15 protein-coding genes are annotated in these 18,123 nt (G+C 42.5%); 4 read left to right on the top strand and 11 right to left on the bottom strand.

The window, feature by feature from the left end; all coding sequences use genetic code 11:
* Window positions 1-19: 19 nt before the first annotated feature.
* From EV579_RS14775 to EV579_RS14765, 3 genes are all read right to left on the bottom strand, one after another.
* Window positions 20-1,105, bottom strand: a complete 1,086-nt coding sequence (locus tag EV579_RS14775; RefSeq protein WP_133744707.1) for an SEC-C metal-binding domain-containing protein — start codon at window positions 1,103-1,105, stop codon at window positions 20-22.
* A gap of 191 nt (window positions 1,106-1,296) precedes the next feature.
* Window positions 1,297-2,235 carry a response regulator gene (locus EV579_RS14770; protein ID WP_025092765.1) on the bottom strand — a complete coding sequence of 313 codons (939 nt, stop codon included), beginning with the start codon at window positions 2,233-2,235 and terminating at the stop codon, window positions 1,297-1,299.
* 4 nt (window positions 2,236-2,239) lie between these two features.
* Entirely contained in the window at window positions 2,240-3,526 is a 1,287-nt protein-coding gene (locus EV579_RS14765) for an ATP-binding protein (protein ID WP_024424375.1), read from the bottom strand.
* Window positions 3,527-4,043: 517 nt separating this feature from the next.
* Between EV579_RS14765 and EV579_RS14760 the strand changes: the two genes are divergently transcribed.
* A complete protein-coding gene (locus tag EV579_RS14760; protein ID WP_044333602.1) occupies window positions 4,044-5,024 on the top strand; it encodes a glutaminase in 981 nt (326 codons plus the stop codon).
* A 33-nt stretch (window positions 5,025-5,057) separates the two neighbouring features.
* Entirely contained in the window at window positions 5,058-6,485 is a 1,428-nt protein-coding gene (locus tag EV579_RS14755; RefSeq protein ID WP_133744706.1) for an alanine/glycine:cation symporter family protein, read from the top strand.
* Window positions 6,486-6,524: 39 nt separating this feature from the next.
* Here the strand turns inward: EV579_RS14755 and EV579_RS14750 are convergent, their stop codons facing one another.
* From EV579_RS14750 to EV579_RS14735, 4 genes are all read right to left on the bottom strand, one after another.
* Window positions 6,525-7,385 (bottom strand): alpha/beta fold hydrolase, encoded by an 861-nt coding sequence (locus EV579_RS14750; RefSeq protein ID WP_044333504.1) that lies wholly within the window; start codon window positions 7,383-7,385, stop codon window positions 6,525-6,527.
* A gap of 112 nt (window positions 7,386-7,497) precedes the next feature.
* A complete protein-coding gene (locus EV579_RS14745) occupies window positions 7,498-7,863 on the bottom strand; it encodes a VOC family protein (RefSeq protein WP_044333502.1) in 366 nt (121 codons plus the stop codon).
* Window positions 7,864-7,963: 100 nt separating this feature from the next.
* Window positions 7,964-9,346, bottom strand: a complete 1,383-nt coding sequence (locus tag EV579_RS14740) for an amino acid permease (protein ID WP_041106205.1) — start codon at window positions 9,344-9,346, stop codon at window positions 7,964-7,966.
* Window positions 9,347-9,412: 66 nt separating this feature from the next.
* The gene (locus tag EV579_RS14735) at window positions 9,413-10,921 is read right to left on the bottom strand and encodes a class I adenylate-forming enzyme family protein (protein WP_044333499.1); all 1,509 of its coding nucleotides are present in this window, start codon (window positions 10,919-10,921) and stop codon (window positions 9,413-9,415) included.
* Between the two features lie 262 nt (window positions 10,922-11,183).
* On the opposite strand from EV579_RS14735, the gene EV579_RS14730 reads away from it, so the two are divergent.
* The gene (locus tag EV579_RS14730; RefSeq protein WP_012008812.1) at window positions 11,184-11,621 is read left to right on the top strand and encodes a MarR family winged helix-turn-helix transcriptional regulator; all 438 of its coding nucleotides are present in this window, start codon (window positions 11,184-11,186) and stop codon (window positions 11,619-11,621) included.
* Between the two features lie 208 nt (window positions 11,622-11,829).
* Here the strand turns inward: EV579_RS14730 and EV579_RS14725 are convergent, their stop codons facing one another.
* The 4 genes from EV579_RS14725 to EV579_RS14710 form a co-directional block, all read right to left on the bottom strand.
* Window positions 11,830-12,963 (bottom strand): zinc-dependent alcohol dehydrogenase, encoded by a 1,134-nt coding sequence (locus tag EV579_RS14725; protein ID WP_024424382.1) that lies wholly within the window; start codon window positions 12,961-12,963, stop codon window positions 11,830-11,832.
* A 158-nt stretch (window positions 12,964-13,121) separates the two neighbouring features.
* Entirely contained in the window at window positions 13,122-14,144 is a 1,023-nt protein-coding gene (locus tag EV579_RS14720) for a quercetin 2,3-dioxygenase (RefSeq protein WP_133744705.1), read from the bottom strand.
* Window positions 14,145-14,224: 80 nt separating this feature from the next.
* Window positions 14,225-14,797, bottom strand: a complete 573-nt coding sequence (locus EV579_RS14715; RefSeq protein WP_024424384.1) for a TetR/AcrR family transcriptional regulator — start codon at window positions 14,795-14,797, stop codon at window positions 14,225-14,227.
* 37 nt (window positions 14,798-14,834) lie between these two features.
* Entirely contained in the window at window positions 14,835-16,316 is a 1,482-nt protein-coding gene (locus EV579_RS14710; protein ID WP_208300742.1) for an amidase, read from the bottom strand.
* Window positions 16,317-16,503: 187 nt separating this feature from the next.
* Between EV579_RS14710 and EV579_RS14705 the strand changes: the two genes are divergently transcribed.
* On the top strand, window positions 16,504-18,117 hold the full coding sequence (locus EV579_RS14705) for a S8 family peptidase (protein WP_044333492.1): 1,614 nt from the start codon (window positions 16,504-16,506) through the stop codon (window positions 18,115-18,117).
* Window positions 18,118-18,123: the final 6 nt, after the last annotated feature.

The following is an 18,123-nucleotide window of genomic DNA, read 5'->3' as shown; positions in this document are numbered from 1 at the left end:
GAGCCGCGTCTTTTTTATATTATACTGTCGCCTCTTGCTCTTCTTTCACCGCTTTTTCGATATCTTTAAAACGGCTCGATACAGTCGACGCACTAATGCCATACTTTTTCGCTACTTGTGCTTGAGAAAGCGGGGCATCGCTTGCAAGTGAATGAATGTAGTATTCGATTCCCGCAGCAAATGACGCTGCTTTACGGATCACAGGTGATTTCTGATCACAGTAGGCTTTCCAAACCGTTAAAGCACCATCTGTCAGGCTTTGGTCACCGTGCTCCTTCATTCCGTCTTCAATCAGCTTAGCAGTTTCCAGCTGGACGTCACTTGCCCAGTCCATACGATCTGCTGATAGACCTGCATCGCCTTCTGTTTGAGCAGGTGTTTCTGATTCTTCTACTTCTTGCTTCGCAAACATACACTTCAGCACATCAGGGAATGATTCTCTCATAAATGTGCTGCGCTCGCCTCCATTTGCTTCATATGCGTCAACAAGCTGGCGAACTTGAAGAAGAAGAGTATCTGTAAACTCTTTCGCAAACATCGTATATTGAATGAAAAACTCTGCCTTTTCTTCAAATTGAACAGGAAAACCAAGCACGAGACTTCCCTTTTCAGGCAGTACCGTTTGATCAGGTTTTACATCTACTTCAACCTTCTCCGCTGTTACCATATTCTCAAAGTAAAGAGACTCGTCCGTTTTTTCATTTAATAAAAGCAAAGATGGCTCCATGTCTGTCCAAGATTGGACCACTTGTCTTGTTTTCGGACGGGTAATATCTTCTGCTTTCTTTGTCAGGAACTCTTCGAAAATGGTCTCTTTCTGATCAGTTAATGGACGGAAGAAGATGCCCCATACACTCAAATGGAAAACTGAGATTTGTTGCGTTTCTTTATCCATATCTGCAAGGAAAGAAAACTCATTAATGAATTGATTGATCGCTCTCTGATGCTTAGAAAAAGCATAATTCATTAAATCCTTTTGAACTTGTACAGCTTCCTTAAACACAAGCTCAGACGTTTGTTCTCCGCCTGATTTTTGACCACAGCAATGTTTATATTTTTTTCCGCTTCCGCAAGGGCAGAGCGCATTTCGTTTAATTTTTCCCAAAATAAAACCTCCGACATTCTAGTCTAACCTCACTATTTTAACAAACGATTGCACAGGAGGGTTTTATTTTCAAGAAAAAAGAAAAATCTGAATGATCAGTTAAATCATAAAAACACCTGAAGATCACGATAGATCATAGGAAAGACAGACTTTCTCTGTTTATTTTCTCCAATCATACCAACAGATTTTCCTCAGCTCATCCCTTCGAATAACTGCTTTGCCTCAAAATAAAAGATTTGAACGAATTTCTTCGTATTGACTCTGCCAGTCGACCCTGAGGGAGAAGATGTCTTCTGCATTTCTTTCATTCTTTGACTGACATCGGTAAAATCGAAAAACTTCGACGCGTAGTGCTCAAACTTAGGATTTGAGAAATCTGTTAATCCTAGTGAGGCAAAATGATTCAAGGAATGATGAATAGCTCGTCTAATCCGCTGCTCCGCCGCTTTCACTTCCCGCATCACCTCTACATCGGTTGCACCATGATCCAGTTTTCTTTCTGCTGTTTTGATAAACAGCTGCTTTAGCGGCGGGAAATTGACCTCATGAGAATTGGCTGACTGTGTTTCATGTAAGTAGATGAGTATCTCCAGTAAATCCTTAGAGCCGCTCTCACCGACAATTCCCAGCTCAGATAAGAGGAATTCTCCAGCCTCTTTCATCGTTCTTCTCTTCGCCCCAGCGCCCGCGCCTTGAGAAATGACAGGCTCTAATGGCAGCACGTGGCGAAGAGAGGCTTGTATATCGTAAATCGATTTTTCCAGCTTGATACGCTCCATGACTTTTCGAATCACACTGACGATTTCAATGCGATTGACAGGCTTATGGATATAATATTCAATCCCTAGTTCATAGGCTTCTGCCATCATCTCTTTCGCCTCTACTTGAGAAATCATAATGACCTTGCCTTTGAATTCAGGGTGAATATGACGGATGGTTTGAATGCCATCTCTAGCAGGCATTAAAAGATCAATCAAAAGGATGTCTACTTTCTTGAGGTTCAGGGAATGTGCCTCTAATCCAACTCCGTCACCCGCTTCATCTACGACCTCTCCCAAATCCTCATCCTCTATGATTTGACCTAAAATCGAGCGTATTGCACGATCATCATCTGCAATGAAGAATCGCATACACTCACCCTCTCTGTATTAAATTTTGTATAGGAAGGACAAGCAGAAAAGCTGCACCTTTTGTTTCTTTTGGTTCGATTTGAATATGACCGCCAAGCTCTTGAACCAACTCTCTCACATAGGATAAGCCAATCCCTGTAGACGGTGTTCCAAATGCATCAAATTTGGAGGTATACCCTGGATCAAACACAATCTCTCTCATTTTTTTAGGAATCCCTGGTCCGTCATCTTCAATCCGAATCTCTATTTTATCATGACTTCCTTTCAATTCGAGTGAGATCATCCCGGTATCTTTTATTGCTTCGACTGCATTGGCCATTAAATTATTAATCAGCGATAAGAAAATAAACACATGATAATCATGCAGATGAATGCCCCTTATATCAGATGTAAAGGAGATGTTTTTCCCAAGAGATAAAGCATACTTCTCTTGAATCCGGATGACAATTTGGACGAGCTCTTCCGCCTTCATATAGTCTTGCATATTTTCCTTCGAAATCAGCTTTGAAAGCCCAGCATAAATACGCTGATTGTCCTTTTTCACTTCATGAATTTCTCCTGCGAGCTTTAACAGCTCCTGACTCACTTTTTTCCCCGCTTCGTGTTCATGCAGCAGACGGTAAAGCCGGTATGATTCTTGTGTAATATGCTCTGTATGTTTTAACGTTTTCTTTAAATGCACCGTTTCTTCATATAAATTCGAAATGACCATCATCATATGCTCATTTTGTTTCATGATCTGCTTTTCTCTTGATTGAGCCTCATACAGCTTCATCATATTAAAAAAACTGATCACCACAAAGCTGTGAGCAAATGCAATGAGGAACATATCGCTCAGCTTTGATAAGGTCATCGTTGTATCAAACACTAGAAATTGTACAAACAGCTCGACAAAATCAGCAACTAATTCGATCATCAGGCCGATGATCCCAATGAAAATAGAGCGCTGTTTAAAGCGTCCCGTACGGACGGCAAAAAACAGGAAAGCATAAGTGAAATAGAAAAAGAAGCTTGGGAATTGCTGATAAAATGATGAAGCCAGATCAGCATTCTGCTGAATCAAATCTAAACCTACCCGAAAAAGCACAATGGCTGCGCCTGTTAAAAACCCCGGCAATAGCGGTTTAGATTTTCTTAAGAGTAATAAGCAAAAGAAAAACGCAGGTGCGCCAAAACTGATGCGAAACGTCTCATTCACAGGATAAAACTTCAGCTCTCCTGCAAGCGGCACAATGACCATCATAAAAATTAAAATGAATGCGTCCTTTTTGACAAGCTGATTTAAACTCAAATGACTGACATCCCTTCCCCTGTTTGCATAGCCACAGTATACAAGGAGACTCTTTTCTCCACAATGTACAAAAAAATAATTTTCACTGCTCCTTTTATCCTCAAAATCCTTTTTTATGACTATTCTCCGGGGTAGCAAGGTGACCTTTCAGCTATTCACTGTTTTGATCATTGACGACAATAATAGGAATTGTTTAGACAATCATCGACAGACTGATTTTTATTTGTAAGTTTTTCTGTAGATTTACGTCAGATTGTGTAGTTTCCAAGATAAATTGAATGAATAATTTTAGTGAAACTATATGTAAGCGTTTTCTTAATTTTCACTAAAAACCCTTTTTGTTTTTCCGCCGACAATGCCTTCATTTGTACATATATTTAGGTGTAAAGGAGTGGTGCAAGCAGCGCATGACAAGTTCTTTGAAGATGTGTAACATGTTTTCGTGCCTATTTGATCGCATTTTTTGTCATCCGCCAATTCAATAGGGTACTTTTTGATTTTTGATTGGAGGAATCGTATGAAAACAGCAATTTCTAATAATACACAACACGCATGCCAGTCTTCTGTTGATCAATGGGCAGAAGAAATACGTCCGTATTACATAAACGGACAGAATGCTGGCTACATTCCAGCACTTGGAAAAGTGAATTCCTCTCAACTTGGTATCAGCGTGATAGGCCCAGATGGATCATCTGTACGATATGGTGATTGGGACGTTCCCTTTACCCTGCAAAGTATCTCAAAAGTCATCAGCTTTATAGCTGCCTGTTTAGGAAGAGGCGTTCCTTACGTCTTGGATCGGGTAGATGTAGAGCCAACTGGTGATGCATTTAATTCCATCTACCGTCTTGAGATGCATAAACCAGGGAAGCCCTTTAATCCAATGATTAATGCTGGAGCTATTACCGTATCCTCCATCCTTCCCGGAAAGACTTCTACAGAAAAGCTAGCATATATTTTCGATTTAATCGAAAACTTAATAGGTAAGCGTCCTTCTGTTAATGAAGAGGTTTATCAATCAGAATGGGCAACTGCGCACCGAAATCGAGCACTTGCTTATTATTTAAAAGAAACCAATTATTTAGAATCGGATGTCGAGGACACGTTAGAAGTGTATTTAAAGCAATGTTCCATCGAGGTCACAACAGAGGACATCGCCTTGATTGGACTGATTATATCAAGTGATGGCTATCATCCCTTTAAACAAGTCCAAGTCATCCCAAAGGATATCGCCAGACTAACAAAGGCATTGATGCTGACATGCGGCATGTATAATGCGTCTGGGAATTTTGCTGCTTTCGTAGGGGTACCAGCGAAGAGTGGTGTGTCTGGAGGAATTATGGCTTGCGTTCCGCCAAGCGCAAGAAGAGAATTTCCGTTTCAGACAGGCTGTGGAATCGGTATTTACGGTCCCGCCATTGACGATTGCGGAAATAGTATTACCGGTGTCATGATGCTGAAAAAGCTCGCCAAAGAGTGGGATCTCAGTATTTTTTAAAAAGAACAGTGATGAATTCGAAGAGGTGATGTTATGAACGAAAAAGCTTTGCTATCTTATTTAACACATACAAATGATTTTATTTGGACTTATATTGTGATTGCTCTGTTACTTGGAGTTGGACTCTACTTCACATATAGAACACGCTTCATGCAAGTGAGAATGATGAAAGAAATGCTGCGTGTCCTGAAAGAAGGAAGAAAAGAAAAAGAGGGAATATCACCGTTCCAAGCATTTGCCATCAGTATGGCAGCACGTGTAGGGACAGGAAATATCACAGGGATTGCTATCGCTATTGCCATTGGCGGCCCTGGCGCCATCTTTTGGATGTGGATCGTAGCCATTATCGGATCTGCTTCAAGTTTCGTTGAAAGTACACTAGCTCAAGTATATAAAGTAAAAGACAAAACAGGCTTCCGCGGAGGACCTGCTTATTACATGGAAAAAGGGTTAAACAAGCGCTGGATGGGGATTTTATTTGCGATCCTGATTACGATTTCTTTTGGAATCGTCTTTAACGCAGTTCAATCAAATACGATCTCTGTCGCTTTTAAAAACTCCTTTGGTTTAGACCGTTTAACCGTCGGTATTGTGATGGCTGTCATTATTGCAGCAATCATTTTCAAAGGCATCCAAGCGATCGCAAAGGCTTCTGAATACATTGTCGTTGTGCTTGCAGTTGCTTATATCGGAATTGCGTTCTTTGTCATTGTCACAAATATCACGGAACTTCCTGGTGTCATCAGCACGATTGTGAAACACGCCTTCGGGTTTGAACAGTTCGCTGGCGGTACGCTAGGCGGTGCTTTATTACAAGGGATTAAACGCGGTCTTTTCTCGAATGAAGCCGGTATGGGTAGTGCACCTAACGCAGCAGCAACGGCTGTCACAAGCCACCCTGTTAAACAAGGATTAATCCAAGCATTCGGCGTGTTAACAGATACATTAATTATTTGTACAAGCACAGCCTTCCTTGTTCTATTTTCTGATGCGTATAAAACAACAAGCCTGCAAGGAATTGAATTAACACAGGCTTCTCTTAGTCAGCATATTGGACCATGGGCCTCTGGCTTCCTTGCCATCATGATTTTCCTATTCGCGTTCAGTACATTGATCGGTAACTATTACTATGGGGAAACGAACATTGAATTCCTAGGAGCGAACAAAATTTGGCTAAACATCTATCGAATTGCCGTTATTGGAATGGTTCTGTTCGGTTCGGTTGCCACTGTTCCTCTCGTTTGGGGTCTAGCCGATCTCTTCATGGGACTCATGGTCATCGTCAACCTCATCGCCATTACCATGCTGTCTAAGGTCGCCTTCGCAGCACTGAAGGACTACACGAGACAGAAAAAAGAAGGCAAAGATCCTATTTTCTATAAAAATGCCGTTCCAAACAATGAGAAAATTGAATGCTGGGACGACGAACCTACTGCATTGAAAAAGAATCAAATCGGATAAATCAAAAAAGCTCTGGTCAACTGATCAGAGCTTTTTTCTTTATGACAAAAATTCAAGTATAAGTTTGTTGACGACCTCTGGTTTCTCATGATTGATCCAATGAGAGGCATCATCGACAAAGATCAGCTGGCCATTTGGACAGATCTTTATCGTTTCCTTCGCCAGCTTTCTGCTTAAAAATTTGTCCTCCATCCCCCAGATCATGCGAACAGGGACGAGAATTCGTTTTGAAATTGGCTTTTCAAAGCCGCCTTTTTTGATGGCTCGATACCAATTCAGCATTGAGGTCAAGGCGCCTGGCTGCGTCCAAGCGAGCTTGTAGCTTGAGACATCTTCCTTCGTGAACAAATGTGGTCTTGCCGTCAGCCCAATGGCTTCATCCAGCTTTTGAAAGTGATTTTCTTGAAGTGCTGCCTCTGGAGCATTCGGAAGCTGAAAAAAAGCGATATAGGAGCTTTTCTTCCACTGCGGCGGATAAAAAGGAAGAACCTTCATCATCACCCGCGGATGCGGCATATTGACAATGATTAATTTCTCGACATATTGCGAACGGGTTGAAGCCAAATGCCAAGCAACAGCTCCGCCCCAGTCATGTCCGCCGACAATCGCCTTTTGGTTCGGGCTCAGCGTCTTGATCAAACCCACAATATCATCTCTCAGTTTATCTAATACGTAGGATTCGACCCCTTCTGGCTTGTCACTTAGATGGTAGCCTCTTTGGTCAGGAACGACAACACGATAGCCTGCCTCAGCCAAGGGGATGATTTGATTTTTCCAGCCGTACCAAAACTCAGGAAACCCGTGGAGCAGCAAAAGCAGCGGGCCATTTTCTGGTCCAGCCATTGCTGTGTGAAGTGTTACACCATTTGTTTGGATTGATTGAAACTCAATTTGTTCCATTCCTTTGCCACCCTTCTCCTTGTCCTTTTATTCTTCCAACATAGCATATTTTCCATTTTTCAGAAAATAAAAACACTCACAAAAAAACCTTCACACTCGTGAAGGTCTTCGTCTATTTCATAAAATTCAGAACCCAGATCAACCCATTTTTCCGGTCCTGTACTTGTCCGTGAAGTGCGCCAAAGAAGGTATCCTGTAATTCGACCAGTACATCTCCATCAGCTTCCAGCGCTTCATAGACAGCCTTTAGTTCTTCTTCATTGTCAAACTGCATGATCAATCTAAGATTCTCTGGCTTTGGTGTACGTCCAAACGTATCTGAAAAATGAAGCAGTGATTCCCCAAGATGCAATTCAGCATGCAGGACACGGTCCTGGTGTTCATTTAAGATCTGAATATCCCCACCAAAAATCCCTTGATAATATTGAAGAGATTCTTTCACATCTTCTACAACAATATAAGGACTAACACTAATCATATCCCTCATCCTCCTCTTGTTCCGTCCATTATCTCTTTTATAGCTTATCCCAAATCGTATGAAAAAAGGCACAAATCGTCAACGGATTTGCACCTTTTTCTCATGAAGATTTCGCTAATTCACTATGTTTGTTTGAATACGCTGCGTACATGACGACACCGATTAACAGCCAAACCCCAAAGTAAAGCCATGTCCGGCCTGGTAAATTGAGCATAAGGAACAAGCAGCAGCCCATTGAAATAATCGGCAAAACCGGCACAAAAGGAACCCTGAAGCCCCTCTCAAGCTGCTGATGTGTTTTTCTCAGAATAAGCACAGATAAACTGACCATGGCAAACGTTAATAACGCACCGATATTCGCTAAGTTGGACAGATCCTTCAAATCAATAAAGCCTGAAATAACAGCTGTCATTCCGCCAATCATCCATATGCTAGCAACAGGCGTATCGCTTTTGTTTGTTTTTGAAAACACTTTAGGCAAAAGTCCGTCTCGGCCCATCGCATAGGCAATTCGAGTTGCTGCATAATTATTGGCGAAAATCACAGCCATCAATCCAATGACCGCACCAACAGAAATAATACCAGCCACGCTATTTTGATGTACACTTTGCAGGACATAGGACATAGCCTCTGTAACATTCAGCTTTGTATAATGCACCATGCCTGTCATGACCAAACAAACGACAATGTAAATGATCGTACAAATAAGTAATGAACCTATGATCCCAATTGGCAGGTTCCGCTGCGGATTTTTCACCTCTTCTGCTGAAGCAGAAATTGCATCGAACCCTAAAAAGGCAAAAAATACAGCAGCAGCACCGGCGATGACGCCTTCTGCGCCAAACGGCATAAATGGCTGCCAATTGGCTGGCTGTACATAAAAGCCGCCTACTACAATGAAAAGAACAATAATACCGAGTTTCACAAACACCATGATATTATTAAATTTTTTACTTTCCTTCGTTCCTCTAGATAAGATCCACGCAATCAGTAAAGCAATGATAATCGCCGGCAGATTCATATATCCGCCTTGCTCCGGCCCCGCTAAAAATTGATGCGGAATCGAAATTCCAAATCCCTCAAGCAGGCTGTTGAAATAACTCGACCAGCCGCTGGCGACAGCTGAAGCAGTCAGCATATAAACAGACAATAAGGTCCAGCCCATCAAATGGCCTACAAGCTCGCCCATGGTCGTATATGAATAAATGTACGCACTGCCGAATACAGGAAGCGCTGAAGCCATTTCTGCATAACAAAGTGCTGCCAAACTGCACACAATGGCTGCAATCGCAAAGGAGAAAATAACAGCCGGTCCTGCATCCTTAGCCGCTGTTATACCAGTTAACACCATAACCCCTGTGCCAATCACTGCCCCTATACCAAGAAGCGTGAGATCTAGCCCGCCCAGTGTTTTCTTTACCTTTTGCTGTCTGCTCTGTTCCAACAAATCGTGAACGTGTTTCTTACGAAGAATATGTCGCAAACCCTTTCCCTCCAAAACGTTAGAAAAACAAAAAATCATTCAAATTTCATTATAGCAGAATAGGTACTAAGCATTCACAACCAATTCACGTAAATCTTTCTTCATAATTTTACCAAGCTTGTTTTTTGGCAGATCACTGATGAAATGAATGGATGGCACTTTGTAATCTGCCAAACGTTCCTGACAATAGTTCACCACATCTTCTTCGCAGAAATCGGCGGATTCGTCTTTTACGATATATGCACTTGGCACTTCACCATATAATTCATCCGGCACCCCGATGACAGCTGATTCAATCACACCTGGAATTTGTTCAATGACTTCTTCTACTTGATCAGGATAGATATTATCTCCACCGTATAAAATCACATCTTTGTATCTGCCTGTGATAAATAGAAACCCGTCTTCATCTAGATAGCCTGCATCTCCCATATGGAACCAGCCATCTTTGAGCACCTTCGCAGTAGCGTCAGGCTGATGATAATAGCCTAAGAAATAAAATGGGCTTCTCATGACGACTTCGCCAATTTCTCCAGCTGGCAGTGTTTCCTCAGTCTCAGGATGAACGATTTTTACTTCTACATCTGGATCCACTTTACCAGCAGAGCCCATTTTATCCTCGCCCATCGCAGGATGCCACGCACTGACAACCCATGCTTCCGTGCTTCCGTAGCCATGCATCATCTGAATGCCTACTTCTTTGTAGTCCTTAATCAAACGGACCGGCACCTTCGTACCGCCAGAAATCGCAATTTCAAAGGATGAAAGGTCATACGAACCGCGCTTCATTTCTTCCAGCATGTACGTATAAGCTGATGGGAAAGCCATCATGAACGTAATTCTTTCTTTTTCGATCGTTTCTAAAATGCGCTTCGGTGTTGCATCATGTAAGAAAACAAGTGTATACCCTTCAATGGCAGCAGCGATCAGATGATTAATTGAACTCATATGATAGAGAGGGTGACTCGCCAAGTACCGCTTTCCTTTCAAGTCAAATCCTCGATTCCCGCGTCTTGTTAAAAATTCATAGATTCGTCCATGTCCGACCATACAGCCTTTTGGATTCCCCGTTGTCCCAGAGGTAAATAAGATCATTGCTAGATCCTCTTCTGATACCTCTTCCGCAAGATCGCTGCCATCGTTTGAAGCCAATATGTCTTCAAACAGCTGCGTTGTTTTCGCATTCACACCAGATTCCACCATGAGGCAGTTGTCTAAAGACACATTCACCGCAGCAATCACATCACGGAATTCTCGGTCAAAAAATAAAGCCTTTGGCTCTGCTTTTTTCAAAATACCTTCCAGCTCAAAAGAAGTAAGCTGCCAGCTAAGCGGAACTGCGACTGCACCTGCTTTAATAGCTGCCAGCATAATCGTTGAAAAGTGATGATGGTTTTGACAAATAAAGCAAACGCGGTCACCTTTTCGAATTCCTTTTTGATTTAAGTAATGAGCAAGCTGGTCGATGCGTTTTGCATATTCTTCAAATGTATAAGACACCCCTCCGCCAGTTACCGCCTCAATTTGTGAAGAGCGTTCCATTCTGTCGTTTAGTAATGCCTGTAAAGTATTCAATATCTTCATCTCCAAACGTTTGATTTCCAATAGCCAATTTCCAGCGAATTGGGTTGGCAGATTTTATCTCATTCACATTCTAAAATAAAAACAGCTGAAAGTAAAATCATTTCATTTTGGAATTGTTCTTTATATTAATTGATAATATAGGTAATTTTATAGCCGTCTTCCATTTTGGTTTAAATCATGATGATTATTATGATAAGATAGACCTAGTAATTGATCGGAAAATGCGAATGCAATAGGAAAAGAGGTATGGAGAATGCAACATTTCGAGCTAGAGGCAAGTTTGTTAGACCATGCACTGACGAAGTATTTAAAGGCGACGAAACAAATAGATGAAGAAAATATTCCGAAAAACGTGACGAATGTTAAAGGGTTTATTTTACGTATCATCTACCGCCATCAATCATGTACTGTGAAAAATATTCTGCAGGAAGTTTCATTATCTCCCTCTGCAACAACAACCGCTCTCAATCACTTAGAAGACGAAGGGCTGATCATCCGCTCTCGAAATAATAATGACCGCCGTACAGTGTGGATTGAACTCTCTGAATCGGGTGAACAAATTGCTAAACAAATGATCGACAATCGCCAGCTGCTTGTGAATCAATTGTTCAACCACCTTTCAGAGGAAGATAAAAAAACATTTTTTGAATTAATCGAAAAAATGATGGACGAGCACACATTAAAGGCTTAGGAATTACTCCTAAGCCTTTAAATTTTCGACAAAGGGCTAATAGCCCTTTGTCTTCTTTTCAGCGTCATAGAAAACCTTTGCAGTCTAGGAAGGACGAGTACCGGAGCGGAGCGAATTGGGCATTCGTGAGCACCGGCACGCAGACCTGACACCGAATGCGAGGGTTTGTCTACACGCTGAGGCTTAGGAATACTCCTAAGCCTTCTTTTTATGGCTTTAAAACGACCTTTATACAATCATCCTGTTTGTCATTGAAGATGTGGTACGCATGTGCAGCTTCATCTAATGGTAATTTGTGAGTGATAATGGCTCTAGGATCAATTTCACCGCTTGTCACTTTTTGATAGAGCTTTGACATGTATCCTCTCGCCGGGGCTTGGCCCATTTTCAGGGTGACGTTTCTTGCGAAAAAAGCGCCTAATGGAAACATGTTGTACAGGCCGCCGTACACACCCGTCATCTGCACTGTTCCACATTTGCGAACGGCTTTTGTGGCAATTTGAATGGGTCCGATCGTTCCGCCTTGCAGCTTGAGCTTTTGCTCAATTTTTTCAAGCGGCGACTTCTTTCCATCCATTCCCACACAATCAATCACAACATCGGCTCCGCCCTTGGTGAGCTCCTTTAACGTTTCTCCCATGTCGGGATCTTCTGTAAAGTCAAAGACCTCAACGCCGCTCATTCGTTTTGCATGCCGCAGGCGGTAATCAATGTAATCGACGGCAATCACACGTTCTGCTCCTTTTTGCCAAGCAAATTGCTGCGCCATTAACCCAACAGGTCCGCAGCCTAGCACGATGACCGTATCGCCTTTTTTCACACCTGCGTGCTCTACACTCCAATAGGCGGTTGGGAGGACATCTGATAAGAACAGCAATTGTTCATCCTCCAGCTCACAATCTTCTGGGATCTTAAACGGTGTATAGTTGCCAAAAGGTACGCGTAAATACTCTGCCTGTCCTCCGGGGTAATTCCCATATTTCTCACTATAGCCAAAAAGTCCACCCGAATCGTAGTGCGGGTTTGAGTTGTCACATTGGCTTTCTAAGTGATGATCGCAATATTGGCATTTACCACATGCAACTGTAAATGGAATGACGACACGGTCTCCCTTTTTTACGGCTGTGACATCCGGGCCAACTTCCTCCACAATCCCCATTGGTTCATGCCCAATCACATAGCCGATTGGAAGCGGGAAATTCCCCTGATACAAATGTAAATCTGATCCACAAATTGCTGTTGATGTAATACGTATGATCACATCTTCCCGATCTTGAATCGACGGTGCATCTACTTTCTTCACTGCAATGCTATTTTTCCCTTGATAAGTAACAGCTCTCACATGGATTTCCTCCTTTAGCTCAAGTCATCTTTACATAGCTTCACCTTGAATGAATGGTTCATTCATCAAATGAGAAATTTATGTGGAGGAGGCAAAAAACAAAAAAAGCCTGTCGATTGTTTCGACAGACTCCTGATGTCGTGTAACGCGTTACACACTTATTCCTTCTCGACAAAAAACAAATCATATTGAGTTGAAGTCTCCCGATTGAACATGAAATTCCCTTCTTGAATAAAATAGGGGCATATATTTGGGCTTGGAGATTCTTCAAACTGCTCATACACCTGCTCAATTTCTCCTGGAAGCAGCAAAACCAACATTTTATTTGAATGAGACACAAATTCATAAGAGTGGATCGTATCCGGCGGGATATAGACAAAGTCCCCCGGCATCAAGCAAATATCCTCTCCGTTCAAATGAAGGTTCATCTTCCCTTCAACACAATAGATTGCTTCTGTATGAACTTGATGATAATGCGGCGGGAAATATTTCTCCTTCGCTCCTTCAACCACAAAATGACTGAATCCGCCTCCTGTTGTTTCTACTGTTGCAATCAGCTCATGAATTTGACCATCAATGATGTATTGCTTCCCTTCACCAGCCTCTAATACATAAGGCTGTACCTCGTGAGGAAGCTGACTATGAAATAAAACGGAGGGCCTCGTTGTATTAGACAGTTCTCTGATTCCATGCATCAGCATGATATCGCTTTCTTTTTCAGCCTGCTGAAAACTGGTTGCATCGAAAGCATGATTCATCAAAAAACATTCATTTTGAAAAAGCCTCTTTCCAATTTGCTGATAGACATCTGTCATTTTTCCGCCCAGCGTATATGAAATAAATCTTGTTTTATGACTATGCATTCTGTAGCCATGAATCGTTTTGGGCGGGATATGAATATAATCAAAGGCTGTGACCATGTATTTTTTACCGTCCAGCATCACTTCAAGCTTTCCTTCCAGCACAAAAATGGTTTCAAATAAGTGCTTATGACAGTGCAGCGGGAAATATGCTCCTTTCCCACCTGTGATTAAGGCAAGCTCAAACAGCTGATTCGTTTGATTTGCTTCTGCCAGCATATGAACAAGCTGATTCTCCAGCCCATACATCTTTCCGGAACCAGACACGGTATAAAAAGGGGTACCTTCGGATTGCTTCATCGATTGCGGTTGCTCCGACATCCCATCACTCCTCATGACAAATTGACTATCTATATTATATAGACCAATTGATATAATAGATAGACAATATGCGAGAGATTTTACTCTTCTCGCATAAATAAGTGTCTAAGGTAACTTTTTACGTGTTCTAAAGGGGTCGTTTGCTTGAGTGCAGTGGTCATCGATAAACCCCCGATGACCATTGAGTGAAGGAGAGAAGCCAGCTCATCCGCTTTGTTTTCTTCATACCCGCTGTTCATTAGCTTTTCTTTTACAAGCTCCTGCCAGCGGATCATTTCTTGTTTGCATGCAGCATGAAGCTGCGCGTTTTCAGGCTTGGACTCTGCCGCAAGCAAGACAATTGGAATCCCTCTTTCACTTTCTTTCTCCATAAATCCTCGAATGATCTTTGTCATAAAACGATCGATAGCGATATATGGGTCATCCGAATAGGCAAAGCCTTCTTCAATTTGATTGATGACCTTTTGACTAATGTATTCAACAGATGCAATGGCCAGCTCTTCTTTTCCATTTGGAAAGTAATAATAAAGAGAGCCTTTAGGTGTGCCGCTCTCTCTGATAATTTGATTCAATCCTGTCGCATGGTATCCCTGTTTACGTAAAAGAAGTGCTGCCGTTTGAATGATTTTATCCTTCGTACTCACGTGTGACACTCTTTTCCCTCCATAGACCAAAGTCGCTTATCATGCGTTATTGATTTAATTGACTAATTCCTTTCCAAATTGAGGATATCTCCATTTCCGCCGCAAGCCTGAGCAGCCAGTCCTCTTTTCCTTTAGGTGCTGTCACTTGTACCCCTAAAGGCATGCCCGCGCTAGTCAGATGAACAGGAACACTCATTGATGGCTGACCTGTTAAGTTGGCAAGCTGTGTAAATGGGGTGTAGGTCAAGCTCTTGAGGAACATGTCATAAATAAGATCCTGCTGTGCTTGCATGGAAAGAGATGACACACGTAAAAGTGCGGCTGTTTCCTGATCTGAATGCATAAGCTCACCAACCTTTGGAGCTGAATAGGCAGTAGCTGGTGTCACATAGAGATCGTAGGTTTGATGAAATGTTGCCATTTGTGCAGCAGCCCGATCCCACGCATCAAGACTTTCTGTATAAGCAGCAGCGGTCACATTCTTGCCAGCCTCCGCCAGCACCCATGCCACGATGTCCGTTTCCTCCGGCTTTACTGGACGCCCTAACGAACGAGCCAAGGAAGTGAATAACGCAGACATTTCTCCGCTGTTCATCACGTAATATTGCTGCATGAGATGAATCCCATCAATTTCCGGTTTGGCTTCCTCTACTTGATGACCTTGCTCACTCAGCCATTTCACTGTTTGCTGAACCGCCTGCTTCGCCTCCTCACTGACCTTCGTGCCAACTGGAGATTCTACGCTGTAAGCAATTCGCATAGAAGATGTACGTTTCACCAGATCCTCTTGGTAACTGCCATCGTATAATGGGGTTTGGAAAGCAGCTTCAGGCTGAATGACTTGAAGAAGATCAAGAAGGGCTGCACTGTCCCGCACTGTTTTTGTGAGTGTAAAGTCAATGGAAGCCCCTTGCCACTGCCTTCCTGCGCCTGGGCCTACTGGCGTTCTTCCCCGCGTAGGCTTAAGGCCGAACAAACCGGTAAAGGATGCTGGAATCCGGATGGAACCACCGCCATCACTTGCTCCGCCAGCAGGTACAATGCCGCTTGCAACAGCTGCTGCTGTACCGCCGCTTGAGCCTCCCGGAGAATAGTCCGTATTCCAAGGATTTCTCGTTGGACCATGTAACGCAGGCTCCGTCACATTTCTTAAACCGAATTCCGGTGTATTTGTATGTCCGATCATGAGAAAACCAGCCTGCTTCAACCGATCAACAAAGTGCGAATCCGAATTTGCTTTTACATCCTTTAACAGCAAAGCTCCTGCTGTCAGCGGTTCATTTTTAATCCCTTGTGATATATTTTTCAGCACAAACGGAATGCCCGCAAATGGCTGATACTCATGTAATTCCTTGATGTCTTTTAAAACTTGTTCTTGTCTTGTCCGTATCACAGCGTTTAGTTCTGGATTGACCTCATTCAATCTATTAAATGCCGCCTGCATAAGCTCCTCGGGCGTTACCTGCTTATTCCGCACAAGTGCTGCCAAGCCAGTCGCATCATACGTCATATACTCTTTTACGTTCATCAGCATGTCCTTCTTTCTCTTATCATGATGTCTCTATTGTCTACTAGAATTCTATGAATTTCAATTTCAGGTTACTTGTAAAAATAACTTTCTGAACAAGACGACAATTCTACTATCCCATCCCTCTGCTTTCTCCGATATAATAGAGAAAAAAAGACCGAGGTCATCGGATGAGAGGAGCCACGCATTGAAAAAGAAATTACTTATCGTCATTGCGTTTCTTCTTGCGTTGACAACTGCTTTGCCCTTCCATTCGCAGGCAGCTGCACCGCCAAAAGAAACAGATGTCATCATCGTCTATAAAAATCAAAAAGGAAAACAAACAGCTATTGAGGAAAGTGAGAAAGTGAACGCACAGTACATACATCTTCCGGCTGTCGCTGTGACAGCAGATGAACAAGCGGTCACCTCACTCAAAAAAGACCCAAACATCGCTTACGTCTCAAAAAACGTAAAGGTCAAACTCGCGGCTTCTACTGTGAAGAAAACAGCCGCTGCTACTAATCAGGATGCATTGGTACAAAAATCTTACAATCTGCAAAAACTAAATATAAAGCAAGCAATAAAAGAAGGCGTCACTGGTAAAAATGTAAAAGTAGCCGTTTTAGATACTGGTATTTTCTCACACGAGGATTTAAAGGTATCCGGCGGTAAATCATTCGTGAACTACACATCCTCTTATAAAGATGATGAAGGACATGGCACACATGTCGCCGGCACGATTGGTGCGCTTAATAACGATTATGGAACAGTCGGCGTCGCTTCTGGTGTGAAGCTGTATGCTGTGAAAGTGTTAGATAAAAAGGGAGAAGGCGACCTATATAGTCTGCTTCGAGGCATCGATTGGGCGATTACCAACAAGATGGACATTATTAATTTAAGTTTAGGCTTTGAAGACAATATCCCAATCTTGCATTCAGCAGTAGATGAAGCATATAAAAAAGGACTGCTCGTGGTTGCTGCAAGCGGAAATGATGGGAAAAAGAATCATATTAGCTATCCAGCCGCTTACAATAGCGTCATTGCCGTTTCTGCAACGACTGACAAAGACAAACTTTCGTCTATCTCAAATACAGGGAAAGGGATTGAATTTTCTGCTCCTGGCGAGAACGTCATCAGTACTTATTTAAAAAATGAATATTGGTATGCAACGGGTACATCACAAGCCACGCCGCATGTCACAGGAATGCTGGCACTGTTAAAGCAGCTTCATCCGAAGAAAACAAATGCACAGCTTCGCACTTTATTGCGCAGCTATACAGTGGATCTTGGCGCAAAAGGAAAGGATCCACAATTCGGCTATGGCCGCGTGCAATATGTGCCGCAATCCACCTTTTTAAAGGCAGCGACCAGTGCTGTCAAAACAGCCGAAACATCTAAAAAGCAGGCAGATGTCAATCAAGCCAAAACAAGAATTGGCAGGCTCACTGCAAGCAAGCAAAAAACAGCACTCACAGAACGGGTGAAGAAAGTCCAAGCAGCCATTGATATCCGCTCGGCACGTGCAAAGGTCAAAACAGCCGAAAAAAACAAAACACAGGGCGCTATAAAAAGTGCTCAAACGGCCATCAAAAAACTAAATAAAGGCAAAGAAAAAACAAGCCTGCAAAACCGGCTCGACAAGGTCAAAAAACAAGTCGCTTATCAAAAGAAAGTGACGGACGCTAAACAAAAGGTCAAAAAAGCGGAAGCCAAACGAACAAAGAAAACAAAAGCAGCGGCTCAAAGCGCTGTCAAACAGCTAAAAGCCTCCAAAACAAAAACCAATTTACAAAAACGATTAAACCGTATTAAGGTTTAACAGAAA

Origin of the sequence: Bacillus sp. BK450, assembly GCF_004364885.1 — a bacterium.
Taxonomy (GTDB): Bacteria; Bacillota; Bacilli; order Bacillales; family Bacillaceae; genus Bacillus; species Bacillus safensis.
The sequence above is the reverse complement of the archived record's forward strand: the minus strand, read 5'-3'. Positions and strand labels throughout refer to the sequence as shown.